The organism is Saccharothrix sp. CCNWYY140 (genome assembly GCF_037401995.1).
GTDB lineage: Bacteria > Actinomycetota > Actinomycetes > Mycobacteriales > Pseudonocardiaceae > Actinosynnema.
The window spans coordinates 1-12,260 of record NZ_JBBEGC010000174.1; the positions used below are offsets into that span (position 1 = coordinate 1).

The 12,260-nt window shown below is 71.7% G+C and carries 12 protein-coding genes and 1 tRNA gene; 9 read left to right on the top strand and 4 right to left on the bottom strand.

Annotated elements, in window-relative coordinates:
- Positions 1 to 134 precede the first annotated feature (134 nt).
- Positions 135 to 800, bottom strand: a complete 666-nt coding sequence (locus WBN91_RS36640; protein WP_337728908.1) for an alpha/beta fold hydrolase — start codon at positions 798 to 800, stop codon at positions 135 to 137.
- Between the two features lie 109 nt (positions 801 to 909).
- Between WBN91_RS36640 and WBN91_RS36645 the strand changes: the two genes are divergently transcribed.
- Together WBN91_RS36645 and WBN91_RS36650 are read left to right on the top strand one after the other, a co-directional pair.
- Positions 910 to 1,287 carry an OB-fold nucleic acid binding domain-containing protein gene (locus WBN91_RS36645; RefSeq protein WP_337728907.1) on the top strand — a complete coding sequence of 126 codons (378 nt, stop codon included), beginning with the start codon at positions 910 to 912 and terminating at the stop codon, positions 1,285 to 1,287.
- Entirely contained in the window at positions 1,284 to 1,961 is a 678-nt protein-coding gene (locus WBN91_RS36650) for a DUF3159 domain-containing protein (protein WP_337728906.1), read from the top strand. The genes WBN91_RS36645 and WBN91_RS36650 overlap by 4 nt, the downstream gene beginning before the upstream one ends.
- Here the strand turns inward: WBN91_RS36650 and WBN91_RS36655 are convergent.
- Genes WBN91_RS36655 through WBN91_RS36665 form a run of 3 tightly spaced genes read right to left on the bottom strand, consistent with a single transcriptional unit; the run spans position 1,958 to position 3,967 of the window.
- The gene (locus WBN91_RS36655) at positions 1,958 to 2,596 is read right to left on the bottom strand and encodes a LysE family translocator (RefSeq protein ID WP_337728905.1); all 639 of its coding nucleotides are present in this window, start codon (positions 2,594 to 2,596) and stop codon (positions 1,958 to 1,960) included. The two genes, WBN91_RS36650 and WBN91_RS36655, sit on opposite strands and share 4 nt — an antisense overlap.
- 49 nt (positions 2,597 to 2,645) lie before the next feature.
- Positions 2,646 to 3,302 carry a potassium channel family protein gene (locus WBN91_RS36660; protein ID WP_337728909.1) on the bottom strand — a complete coding sequence of 219 codons (657 nt, stop codon included), beginning with the start codon at positions 3,300 to 3,302 and terminating at the stop codon, positions 2,646 to 2,648.
- Between the two features lie 2 nt (positions 3,303 to 3,304).
- The gene (locus WBN91_RS36665) at positions 3,305 to 3,967 is read right to left on the bottom strand and encodes a potassium channel family protein (RefSeq protein ID WP_337728904.1); all 663 of its coding nucleotides are present in this window, start codon (positions 3,965 to 3,967) and stop codon (positions 3,305 to 3,307) included.
- Positions 3,968 to 4,050: 83 nt separating this feature from the next.
- Between WBN91_RS36665 and WBN91_RS36670 the strand changes: the two genes are divergently transcribed.
- The 7 genes from WBN91_RS36670 to WBN91_RS36700 all read left to right on the top strand — a co-directional run bounded on the left by WBN91_RS36670 (position 4,051) and on the right by WBN91_RS36700 (position 11,965).
- On the top strand, positions 4,051 to 6,051 hold the full coding sequence (locus WBN91_RS36670) for an APC family permease (RefSeq protein WP_337728903.1): 2,001 nt from the start codon (positions 4,051 to 4,053) through the stop codon (positions 6,049 to 6,051).
- On the top strand, positions 6,048 to 7,277 hold the full coding sequence (locus tag WBN91_RS36675) for a class I SAM-dependent RNA methyltransferase (protein ID WP_337728902.1): 1,230 nt from the start codon (positions 6,048 to 6,050) through the stop codon (positions 7,275 to 7,277). The genes WBN91_RS36670 and WBN91_RS36675 overlap by 4 nt, the downstream gene beginning before the upstream one ends.
- Positions 7,278 to 7,348: 71 nt before the next feature.
- Positions 7,349 to 9,256: a 1-deoxy-D-xylulose-5-phosphate synthase gene (gene dxs, locus WBN91_RS36680; RefSeq protein ID WP_337728901.1), complete on the top strand. Its 1,908-nt coding sequence runs from the start codon at positions 7,349 to 7,351 to the stop codon at positions 9,254 to 9,256.
- Positions 9,257 to 9,319: 63 nt separating this feature from the next.
- Positions 9,320 to 9,378, top strand: a tRNA-Ser gene (locus WBN91_RS36685).
- A 112-nt stretch (positions 9,379 to 9,490) separates the two neighbouring features.
- A complete protein-coding gene (locus tag WBN91_RS36690) occupies positions 9,491 to 10,120 on the top strand; it encodes a slipin family protein (RefSeq protein WP_337728900.1) in 630 nt (209 codons plus the stop codon).
- A gap of 34 nt (positions 10,121 to 10,154) precedes the next feature.
- On the top strand, positions 10,155 to 10,829 hold the full coding sequence (locus WBN91_RS36695; RefSeq protein ID WP_337728899.1) for a response regulator transcription factor: 675 nt from the start codon (positions 10,155 to 10,157) through the stop codon (positions 10,827 to 10,829).
- The gene (locus tag WBN91_RS36700) at positions 10,826 to 11,965 is read left to right on the top strand and encodes a sensor histidine kinase (protein ID WP_337728898.1); all 1,140 of its coding nucleotides are present in this window, start codon (positions 10,826 to 10,828) and stop codon (positions 11,963 to 11,965) included. Before WBN91_RS36695 ends, WBN91_RS36700 begins: the two co-directional genes overlap by 4 nt.
- The last annotated feature ends 295 nt before the right edge of the window (positions 11,966 to 12,260 follow it).

A 12,260-nucleotide genomic window follows, 5' to 3' on the forward strand; every position in this document is an offset into this window, starting at 1 on the left:
AAAATTTCGGCTGCAACCCCGAAAATCTGTGGTAGCCCTTCGGGCAGGCCATACGGGGATGACGGAAGAAGCCCAGGTTGGGAGGTCTGCTGCGCGAGCCCTTCGAAAAGCGCATGCCCTGCGGGCGCGCTCGTCTAGGCGTTCTGAAGGGCGTTGAGGGTGGCGCGGCCCAGGGCTTCGCGGTCCGTGCCCATCTCGGCCAGCGTGGTCGTCCGCAGCGCTGCTCTCGGCAACGCCGACACCCACCTTTGGGCTACTTCGAACGGGTGGATTGGGTCGTCGGTGCACGCGGCCACCCCGACCGGCACGTCCAGCCCGGCCAACTCCTCGACCGTCGGTGCCGCCGACCCGGCGGCTTCCCGAAGCACCTGCGGCAATGCCGGCCCGTACCGGGGCCAAGCCCTGCGTAGTTCGTCGCCGACCCAGCCCTCGACCCCGCCTACCGCCGCGAACAGCCCTTCACGGTCGACGGTGTGCGCGCTCGCCGAGGCCGCCAACGCCGCCGGCGCGCCGTCCGGACGTCCAGTCCACGCTGGCAACGCCGCCAACACCCCCGCGCACCGCCCGGGATTGCGCACCGCCCACCGCGCCGCGATGTGCGCCCCCAACGACACACCGCCCACGACCAGTGGTTTCCCGTCGTACGCGGCGTCCAGGGCGGCGAAGTGTTCCGCCACCGACCGCGACTCGGGAGCGACCAGGGCGTACCCGGCGGCGGCGAGTGGTCGGGCGAACACGGAGCGCACGAACACCTCGTCGGAGGCGGTGCCGGGTAGCAGGACGGCGGTGGGCGGAGTCATCGGGGGAACATCCTCCCCCAGTCGGATACCCGGTCGAGTGGACCCGGTTACCCTGGCGTCGTACGGGCCTCACAGCCGAGGTCCACGGAGGAGCACCCAGGAGTCGGGGATGACTGGAACTGGGGGCGGCTACTGGCGCCGCCTCGTGCGTCGGCTGACCACCGACGTGAGCGAGCTGGACGCCGACGACCTCTCACGAAAAGCCGTGGAGATCGGGGCCGTCCGCGCGTGCGACTGCAAGTCCGGGCAGGAGGTGACCGTGCTGGGCCGCCTGCGGACCGTGGAGCTGTGCCCGCGCGACGCCGCCGCCACGCTGGAGGCCGAGCTGTACGACGGCACCGAGGGCGTGACCCTCGTGTGGCTGGGTCGGCGCCGGATCGCCGGCATCGAGCCGGGCCGGACCATCAAGGCCCGAGGGCGCATCGCCGTCCGTGATGGTCGCAAGGTGCTCTACAACCCCTACTACGAGTTGCAGACCGCTTCATGACCTCGACCGAATCAGAGAAGCAGCCGACCCTCCTGGAGCAGATGGGCGGGGTCAGCGGCTTGCTGTTCTCGTCGCTGCCGGTGGTGGTCTTCGTCCTGGTGAACGCCTTCGCGGGGTTGATGCCCGCGATCTGGAGCGCACTGGGCGCGGCCGTGGTCATCGGCATCGTGCTCGCCATGCGGAAGGGCAGCGTCCAGCCGGCCGTGTCCGCGGTGTTCGGCGTCGGCATCGCCGCCTTCATCGCCTACCGGACCGGTGACGCCAAGGGCTTCTTCCTGTTCGGCATCTGGCAGAGCCTGGTCTACGCGGGCGTGTTCGTCGTGTCGATCGTGGTCCGCTGGCCGCTGGCCGGCGTGATCTGGAGCTTCCTCAACGGCCAGGGCACGGCGTGGCGCAAGGACCGGGCGTCCGTCCGGGACTACGACATCGCCACCCTGGTGTGGGCGCTGGTGTTCGGGTCGCGGTTCGTGGTGCAGCGCTGGCTGTACGACGAGGCGTCCGTGGGCTGGCTGGCCGCGGCGAAGCTCGCGATGGGCTACCCGCTGATGGCCGTGGCCCTGGTGGCGACCGTCTGGGCCGTGCGCCGCTCGGACAAGCGCCTCAAGGCCGCCCAGGCCGCCGAGGAAGAGGAGAGCAAGGCCGCCGAGGAGCGGCTGCGCTCGCAGTACGACTAGTCCTTGCGCCCGGTGACGGCCACGGTCACGCCGAGCCCGATCATGGCCAGCCCACCGGTGCCGCCGACGATCGACAGCCGCTTCGGTGACCGCGCCAACCAATCCCGCGCGGTCGCCGCGGCCAGGCCCCACACGCTGTCCGAGATCACGGCGATGACGTTGAACAGCAGACCCAGCAGGAGCATCTGCCCCACAACGTGCCCCTGACCCCGGTCGACGAACTGCGGCAACACGGCCGCGAAGAACACGATCGTCTTCGGGTTGGCCACCCCGACCGCGAACCCCTCCCACAGGGTCCGCCACATCCCCCGCGTGCCGCCGCCCGCGTCGAACGAGGCCGCCATCTTGCGCCTTTCGCGGAACGCCTTGACCCCGAGGTAGACCAGGTAGGCCGCGCCGGCGAGCTTGAGCACGGTGAACACGACCACCGACCGCTCGACCACGGTGCCGATCCCCAGCGCCACGGCCACCACCAGCGCATACGCGCCGAGCGTGTTGCCCAGCACGGTCATGATCGCGGCCCGCTTGCCCTGCGCGAGCGCCCGACCCACCACGAACAGCACGCTGGGGCCGGGGATGATGATCAGCAGGAACGACATCGCCGCGAAGGCGAGCAACCGGTCGGTGGACACCATGCGGGGATGCTAGGCGCCCACCCACCGGATGTTCACGGCGTTTTCCGGGTCAGTAGCCGAGGGCGGAGCGGATTTCCCGTTCCACGTCGGCCGCCGCCACGAACAGCAGCTCGTCGCCGCCCTCCAACGTGTCGTCCGGCGTGGGGACGATGACGCGCCCGCCCCGCAGGATCGTCACCAGGGCGGCGTCCCGGGGCAGGTTCAGCGCGTTCACCGGGGAGCCCGCCAACGGCGTGTCACCCGGCAGGGTGATCTCCACCAGGTTCGCCTGCCCCTGCCGCAGGGTCAGCAACCGCACCACGTCCCCGACCGTCACCGCCTCCTCCACCAGCGCCGACAGGATCCGGGGCGTCGAGACGGCCACGTCGACACCCCACGACTCGGTGAACAGCCACTCGTTGCTCGGGTCGTTCACCCGGGCCACCACCCGGCGCACGGCGAACTCCGTCTTCGCCAGCAGCGACACGACCAGGTTCACCTTGTCGTCACCGGTGGCGGCGATCACCACGTCGCACAGCTGCATCCCGGCGTCTTCCAGGGACGACAGCTCACAGGCGTCCGCCTGCACCCACTCGGCCTGTTCCACGGTGTGCGGCTCGAAGTGGGCCCGGTCCCGTTCGATCAGCATCACCTGGTGGCCGTCGGCCACCAGTTCCGCCGCGATGGAACGGCCCACGGCGCCGGCCCCGGCGATCGCGATCCGCATGGTCATGCCTCCTCAGGGGCGTGGGCAGCCGCGGCGGCCACGTCCGTCACCGTGCCCGACAGGGCGGCCACGTAGACCACGTCGTCGGCTTGCAGCACCGACTTCGAGTCCGGCAGCACGCCCGTTCCGAAGCGCATGATGAACGCCACCCGGCACCCCGTCACCTCCTGGAACGAGCGCACGGAGTGCCCCACCCAGCCCTCGTCCAGCTCCAGCGGCAGCACGGCCACGGAGCCGGACGGGTCGCGCCACGCCGTCGCCGCGCCCTCGGGCAGGAGCATCCGCAGGAACCGGTCGGTGGTCCACGGCACGGTGGCCACGGTCGGGATGCCCAGGCGCTCGTAGACCGCGGCCCGCTTCTCGTCGTAGATGCGGGCCACGACCGCGGCCACGCCGAAGGTCTCCCGCGCCACCCGCGCCGAGATGATGTTCGAGTTGTCGCCGCTGGACACCGCCGCGAATGCCCCCGCCCGCTCGATGCCCGCCTCGATGAGCACCTTCTGGTCGAACCCGTTGCCGACGACCTGCTGGCCGTGGAAGTCCGCACCCAGCCGCCGGAAGGACTGGGGGTCCTTGTCGATCACCGCGACCTGGTGGTCCAGGCGTTCCAGGGCCTTGGCCAGGGAGGATCCCACCCGGCCGCACCCCATGATCACCACGTGCACGAAAGCCTCCTGAACGACGCCTGGGAAGAACCTACCGACGATTACTCCGACCAGGGGAGGAGGACCCCTTACGCTGTGCACCCGTGTCCAAGCTCGCAACCGCGACCAAGCGCCTCCTGGTCGGCCGGCCCTTCCGGAGCGATCGCCTCGCGCACACGCTCCTGCCGAAGAGAATCGCGCTGCCGGTGTTCGCCTCGGACGCCATGTCCTCCGTGGCCTACGCCCCGGAGGAGATCTTCCTCGTCCTCTCCGTCGCGGGCCTGAGCGCCTACACGATCGCGCCCTGGGTCGGGATCGTCGTCGTGGTGGTCATGCTGACCGTGGTCGCCAGCTACCGGCAGAACGTGCACGCCTACCCGTCCGGCGGCGGCGACTACGAGGTCGCCACGGTCAACCTGGGGCCGAGGGCGGGCCTGACCGTGGCCAGCGCCCTGCTGGTGGACTACATCCTCACCGTCGCCGTCTCCATCTCCTCCGCGGCGGCGAACATCGGTTCGGCGGTGCCGTTCGTCGCCACCCACAAGGTCGAGTTCGCGGTGGCGGCGATCGTCATCCTCACCGCGATCAACCTGCGCGGCATCCGCGAGTCGGGAGCGGCGTTCGCCATCCCGACCTACGCGTTCATGGTCGGCGTCGTGCTGATGATCGGCTACGGCCTGTTCCGCGGCTTGGTGCTCGGCGACGAGATGCGCGCGGAGAGCGCCGGCCTGGAGCTGCGCGCCGAGGACGACCACCTCCTGGGCCTGGCCTTCGTGTTCCTGGTCCTGCGCGCCTTCTCCTCCGGCTGCGCGGCCCTGACCGGCGTGGAGGCGATCTCCAACGGCGTGCCGGCGTTCCGCAAGCCGAAGTCGCGCAACGCGGCCACCACGCTGCTGCTGATGGGCGTGATCGCGGTCGTGATGCTGATGGGCCTGATCGTGCTGGCCCAGCTGACCGGCGTGCGCATGGCCGAGGACCCGGCCCACCAGCTCGTCGGCGCCCCCGAGGGCTACGAGCAGAAGACGATGGTCGCCCAGATCGCGGCGGCGGTGTTCGAGGGCTTCCCGGTCGGCTTCTTCTTCATCACCGTGGTCACCGCCCTGATCCTGGTGCTGGCCGCGAACACCGCGTTCAACGGCTTCCCGGTGCTCGGCTCGATCCTGGCCCAGGACCGCTACCTGCCCCGCCAGCTGCACACCCGCGGCGACCGCCTGGCGTTCAGCAACGGCATCGTCTTCCTGGCCGCCGCCGCCGTGATCCTGGTCATCGCGTTCGACGCCGAGGTCACCAAGCTCATCCAGCTCTACATCGTGGGCGTGTTCGTGTCGTTCACGATGAGCCAGACCGGCATGATCCGGCACTGGAACCGCCTGCTCGCGACCGAGACCGACCCGGCGGTCCGCAACCGGATGCGCCGCTCGCAGGCCATCAACGCGTTCGGCCTGCTCATGACCGGTTCGGTGCTGATCGTCGTGCTGATCACGAAGTTCACCAAGGGCGCCTGGATCGCCATCGCCGCGATGGCCGCCATCTACGCGCTCATGACCGCGATCCGCCGCCACTACGACCGGGTGGCCGAGGAGCTGCGCCAGCAGGAGCGGCAGAAGCTGCTGCCCGCCCGCAACCACGCGATGGTGCTGGTCAGCAAGCTGCACATGCCCACGCTGCGCGCCCTCGCCTACGCCAAGGCCACCCGCCCGGACGTGCTCGAAGCGGTCACCGTCAACGTGGACGACGCCGACACCCGGCGGCTGGTCGCGGAGTGGGAGAAGGAGAACTTCAAGGTCCCGCTCAAGGTCATCGAGTCGCCGTACCGGGAGATCACCAAGCCGGTCCTCGACTACGTCAAGCGCGTCCGCACCGACAACCCGCGGGACGTGGTGACCGTGTTCATCCCGGAGTATGTGGTCGGTCACTGGTGGGAGCAGTTCCTCCACAACCAGAGCGCGCTGCGGCTGAAGGGCAGACTGTTGTTCCAACCCGGGGTGATGGTGACGAGCGTGCCGTGGCAGCTCGCGTCGTCGTCCAAGGTGACCGAGAAGGACGTGATCGCGCCCGGAGCCATCCGGCGCGGCCTGGACAAACGCGGCGGTAACGAGAAGTGACGGCCACCTGGAAGCAGCGGCTCATCGAGGTCGAGGTCGGCGCGGTCGCCCACGGCGGGCACTGCGTCGCCCGGCACGAGGGCCGCGTGGTGTTCGTGCGGCACGCCCTGCCCGGCGAGCGCGTGCGCGTGCGGATCACCGAGGACACCGGCGGGTCGTTCTGCCGGGGCGACGCCGTCGAAGTCCTCCAAGCTTCACCCGATCGTGTGGAACCGCCGTGTCCGTTCTCCGGACCCGGCCTCTGCGGCGGCTGCGACTGGCAGCACGCCTCCTGGGAGGCGCAGCGCGAGCTGAAGGCCGCCGTGGTCAGCGAGCAGCTCCAGCGGCTGGCCAAGCTGGACTGGGAGGTCATCGTCGAGGACCTGCCCGGCGGACCCACCGACTGGCGCACCCGCGTGCGGCTGGCGGTCGGCCCCGACGGGCGGCCCGGGTTCCGCGCCCACCGCAGCCACGACGTGATCGCCGTGGACCACTGCGTCATCGCCGCGCCCGGCGCGGTCGAGCCGGTGCTGGGGCGCACGTGGCCGCCGAAGTCCGAGCTGGTCGTGACCCGGGACGCGGGCGCCCAGGTGCACGTGACCGAGATCGGCCCGCCGGTCGTGCGGCGCGGCCGACCGACCCCCGGCCCGGCGCGGCGCCGCGAGGGCAGCGGCACCGCCACCGAGCTGGCCGCCCACCGCGCCTGGAACCTGCGCGCCGACGGCTTCTGGCAGGTCCACCCGGCCGCCGCCGACACCCTGGCCGCCGTGGTCCGCGACTGGGCCGACTGCCGGCCCGGCGACCGCGCCTGGGACCTCTACGGCGGCGTCGGCCTGTTCGCGTCCGTGCTGGCCGAGCAGGTCGGCGAGAACGGGACGGTGGCCGTGGTCGAGTCCTCCCACGGCGCGGTCGAGGACGGCAGGCTCAACCTGTCCGACCTGCCGCAGGTCAGCTGGCACGCGGGCCGCACCGAACAGGTCCTGGAGACACCCGACTTCACCGACCTGCCGCCCGACGTCGTCGTGCTCGACCCGCCGCGCAAGGGCGCCGGCCGCAGCGTGGTGACCGCCATCGCCCGCAGCCGACCCGTCCGTGTGGTCTACGTCGCGTGCGACCCGGCCGCCCTGGCCCGCGACATCGCGTCGTTTTCACACCACGGCTACGAGTTGACCCAGCTCAGGGCGTTCGACGCGTTCCCGATGACCCACCACGTCGAATGCGTGGCGCTGTTGGAACCCGTTCGCTGAGCGGCGTCTCAGCCAGTGGTCCGTAGACTGACCGGACGATCGGGGAGAGAAACCACAGGCGAGGTGGAGCGGTGGGCTTGCTGGAATCCGTGCACGGACCGGCGGATCTGAAACGGCTGGAGCACGACGAGCTGGTGCGGCTCGCCGAGGAGATCCGGCGGTTCCTGGTCGACAAGGTCTCCCGGACCGGCGGCCACCTGGGGCCCAACCTGGGCGTGGTCGAGCTGACGATGGCCGTGCACCGGGTGTTCGACTCGCCGCGCGACCCCGTGGTGTTCGACACCGGCCACCAGAGCTACGTGCACAAGATCCTCACCGGCCGCGCCGCCGGGTTCGACTCGCTGCGCCAGAAGGGCGGCCTGTCCGGCTACCCCTCGCGCGCCGAGAGCGAGCACGACGTCGAGGAGAACAGCCACGCCTCCACGGCCCTGTCCTACGCCGACGGCCTGGCCAAGGCCTTCCAGCTGACCGGGCGCGGCGGCCACGTCGTCGCGGTCGTCGGCGACGGCGCGCTGACCGGCGGCATGTGCTGGGAGGCGCTGAACAACATCGCCGCCGGCACCGACCGGTCCGTGGTGATCGTGGTCAACGACAACGGCCGGTCCTACTCGCCGACCATCGGCGGCCTGGCCGACCACCTCGCGTCCCTGCGCCTCCAGCCCGGCTACGAGCGGGCGCTGGAACGCGGCAAGAACGCCCTCCAGAACGCCCCGATCGTCGGCAAGCCCCTCTACGCGGCCCTGCACGCGGCCAAGCGCGGCATCAAGGACGCGCTGAGCCCGCAGGCCATGTTCGAGGACCTGGGCATGAAGTACATCGGGCCGGTCGACGGGCACGACATGGTGGCCCTGGAGTCCGCGCTGCGCCGCGCCAAGTCCTTCGGCGGCCCGGTCATCGTCCACACCGTGACCCGCAAGGGCATGGGCTTCGCCCCGGCGGAGAACCACGAGGCCGACCAGATGCACGCCACCGGCGTCATCGACCCGATCACCGGCGAGAACGTCGGCCCGTCCAAGCGCACGTGGACCCACGTGTTCGCCGACGAGCTGGCCGCGCTGGGCGGCGAGCGGTCCGACGTCGTGGCCATCACCGCCGCCATGCGCGGGCCGACGGGGCTGGACAAGTTCGCCGGCCTCTACCCGGACCGGTGCTTCGACGTCGGCATCGCCGAGCAGCACGCCATGACCTCGGCCGCGGGCCTGGCGATGGGCGGGCTGCACCCGGTGGTCGCGGTCTACGCCACGTTCCTCAACCGGGCGTTCGACCAGCTGCTGATGGACGTCGCCATGCACAAGCAGGGCGTCACCGTCGTGCTCGACCGCTCCGGCATCACCGGCCCGGATGGCGCGTCCCACCACGGCATGTGGGACCTGTCGATCTGCGGCCTGGTCCCGGGCATCCACGTGGCCGCCCCGCGCGACGCCGCGACCCTGCGCGAGGAGCTGCGGGAGGCGGTCGCGATCTCCGACGCGCCGACCGTCGTGCGCTACCCGAAGGCGTCGGTGGGCGAGGACCTGCCCGCCGTCGAGCGCATCGGCACGGTCGACGTGCTCAGCCGCTCCGGCGACGACGTGCTGCTGGTCACGGTGGGCGCGTTCGGCGGGCTGGGCGTGGCCGCCGCGCAGCGCCTGGCCGACCAGGGCATCGGCGTGACCGTGGTGGACCCGCGCTGGGTGTTCCCGGTGTCCGCCGATCTGGTGTCCCTCGCCGCCCGGCACAAGCTCGTGGTGACCGTCGAGGACGGCGGCCGGCACGGCGGCTTCGGCTGGGCACTGGCCGCCGCCCTGCGCGACGCCGACGTGGACACGCCGCTGCGCGACCTGGCCATCCCGCAGGCCTTCCACGAGCACGGCGAACGCGCGGAGGTCCTCGCCGAGCTGGGCCTGACCGCCCAGGACGTGGCCCGGAGCATCACCGAGTGGGTCGTCGCCGCCCAACCCGAGGAAATCGACGAGACCGCCGACAAGGGGACCCGCTAGCCTTCCCCCGCCCGGTCAGTGGCCCGGACGGCGTTGCCGCTCCGGGTTCCGCGATCGCAGCCGGGCGCACTGGTAACCGCGCTGTCAACGCGAATCAGGGGTTCGATTCCCTTACCTCGCCGCGACCCCGGTCGAGCACCGGGTGCAGGGCTCTGCGGGCTTCGGGCCCCCGCCCTCCACCCCACGGCCGGGGTCGCGGTCCGCGTTCGGGGCGTCTTCGGGGAGGAGGGGAACGTGAAGCACACGCTCATGCCGTGGGAACGCGGCGTGCACTTCAGCAAGGGCTCCGTGGTGGGTGAGCTGGGCTCCGGTCAGCACACCCTGCCCCGCCGCGACCTCGTCCAGCGCGTCGACGTCCGGCCCCGCTCCCACACCCCCGCCTGGCAGGACATCCCGACCGCCGACGGCGTGCTGGTCCGCGTGACCCTCGTGATCACGTGGTCGGTCGCCGACGCGACGGCGTTCGTCGTGACCGCGCCCAACCCCGAGCACGAACTGCACCTGGTCCTCCAGCTCGCCCTGCGCTCCGCCGTGCTGGGCCGCGCCCACGACCAGGTCGACCCGGACCGCGAGGCCATCGCCGGCGAGGTCCTGGCGGCCGTGCGCTCCCGCGCCGCGCAGCTGGGCGTCGAGGTGACGTCGGTCGCCGTCCGGGACGTCGTGATGCCCGCCGAACTGCGCAAGGCCGCCCTGGCCGAGATCGTGGCGCGGGCCGAGGCCAAGGCCGCGCTGGAGCGCGCGCGGGGCGAGACGGCCGCCATGCGGTCCCTGCTCAACGCCGCCCGCCTCGCCGAGGACCACCCGGCGCTGCTGCGCCTGCGCGCGTTGCAGACCGCGCAGACGGTCGTCGTCGAACGTCCCTAAGCACGTTCTCAGGGACGTGTGGCACCTTTGTGAGGTGCGCATCCTGGTAGTCGAGGACGAGGTGCCGCTGGCCGACGCGATCGCGCGCGGCCTCCGGCGCGAAGGCATGGCCGTGGACGTCGCCTACGACGGCGAGACCGGCCACGAGAAGATCACCGTCACCCGCTACGACGTGGTCGTGCTCGACCGCGACCTGCCCGGCATGTCCGGCGACGAGCTGTGCAAGGAGATCCTCGGCTCCGGCGCGCTGACCCGGGTCATGATGCTCACCGCCAGCGCCGGCGTCGACGACCGCGTCGCCGGCCTGTCGCTGGGCGCCGACGACTACCTCGCCAAGCCCTTCGCCTTCCCCGAACTGGTCGCCCGCGTGCGCGCCCTCGCCCGGCGCGCGACCCCCGCCACCCCGCCGCTGCTGACCGCCCGCGACGTCGAACTGGACCCGGCCCGGCGCACCGTGCGGCGCGGCGGGCAGCCCGTCGAGCTGACCCGCAAGGAGTTCGGCGTGCTGGAGGTGCTGCTGGCCGCCAAGGGGTCGGTGGTGAGCAGCGAGGAGCTGCTGGAACGGGTGTGGGACGAGAACGCGGACCCGTTCACCACGACCGTCCGGGTCACCGTCATGACGCTGCGCAAGAAGCTCGGCGAGCCCGGCATCATCGACACGGTCGTCGGCTCCGGGTACCGCGTGCCCACCGCCGGCCTGCCTGAGTGACCCCGGCGCTGCGCCGCCGCGGGCCGGGTCTGCGCACCCGGCTCACCCTGCTCGCCACCGGGCTCGTCGCGTTCGTGTCCGGACTGCTCCTGCTGCTGGGCTGGATGCTGGTCGGTCGCGTGGTCGCGTCCTCACCCCGGTTCCCCGAGGGCAGCACGGTCGTCGTGGATGGCGTCGAGGTCGACTCCGGGGTGCTCGCCGACGCCCTCGGCCAGCAGGCGCGCGACGACGTGCTGCGGTCGGGGACGATCGCCTTCCTGTGCGTGGTCGCCGCCGCCGCGCTGCTCGCGTGGACCATCGCCGGACGCGTCCTCCAACCCGTGCACGACGTGACCGACGCGGCCCGGCGGCTGTCCGCCGAGTCCCTGGGGGAGCGGCTGCGCCTGGCCGGCCCGCGCGACGAGGTCGCCGAGCTGGCCGACACCTTCGACGAGATGCTCGACCGGTTGCAGGCCGCGTTCGACTCGCAGCGGCGGTTCGTCGCCAACGCCTCCCACGAGCTGCGCACACCCCTGTCGGTCATCCGGACCGAGCTGGACGTGACCCTGTCCGACCCGGACGCCGACGAGGAGGAGCTGCGGCGCATGGCGTCCGTGGTCCGGTCGGCGACCGAACGGGCGGAGCAGTTGGTGAGCGCGCTGTTGTTGCTCGCGCGCACGGATGGGCTCGGGTTGGCCGTGCGGGAGCCGGTGGACCTCAACGCCGTGGTCGACTCCGCGTGGCGGGCCGTCCGGGCGGAGGCCGCGGAGCGGCAGGTGCGGGCGTCCTTCGTGACCGCGCCCGCGCCGGCCGTGGGCGACCCGGCCCTGCTGGAGCGGATCGCGGGCAACCTGCTGGAGAACGCCGTGCGGCACAACGTGCCCGGCGGGTGGATCGAGGTGCGCACCGAGGGCGGGCCGGAGTGGACGTCCCTGCGGGTGTCGTCGTCGGGGCCGGTCATCGCGCCCGACCGGGTGGAGGAGCTGTTCGAGCCGTTCCGCCGGGGCGTCGCCGACCGGACCGCGCGCACGGGAACCGGCCTGGGTCTGTCCATCGTGCGGGCCGCCGTCGCAGCTCACGAGGGTCGCGTGCAGGCCACCGCCATCCCCGGCGGCGGGCTGTCCGTGGCCGTCCACCTGCCGTGCGCGCCCCGCTGAAAACTCCTTGGGGTGGCCCCGGTCACACATGATCCGGTTTTGGGGCGACTGCACGTAGTCCGACCTGCGAAGACGGTGTCCCCGACCCCCGATTTGTCTCCGCGTTGGGCGGGGTGTAACTTTCTCTCTGCCAGCGCGGAACGGGCCGGAACGAAAGAGCCGGAACGCCAGCGCGGCGAACATCAGCCCCAGATCGAGTCGCAGATGCGATGAGTGACGGTGAGCGCGTGTTCTTTGAGAACTCAACAGCGTGCCGAATAGCCAGTAAATTTATGAACCTCGTCAAGAGGTTTCC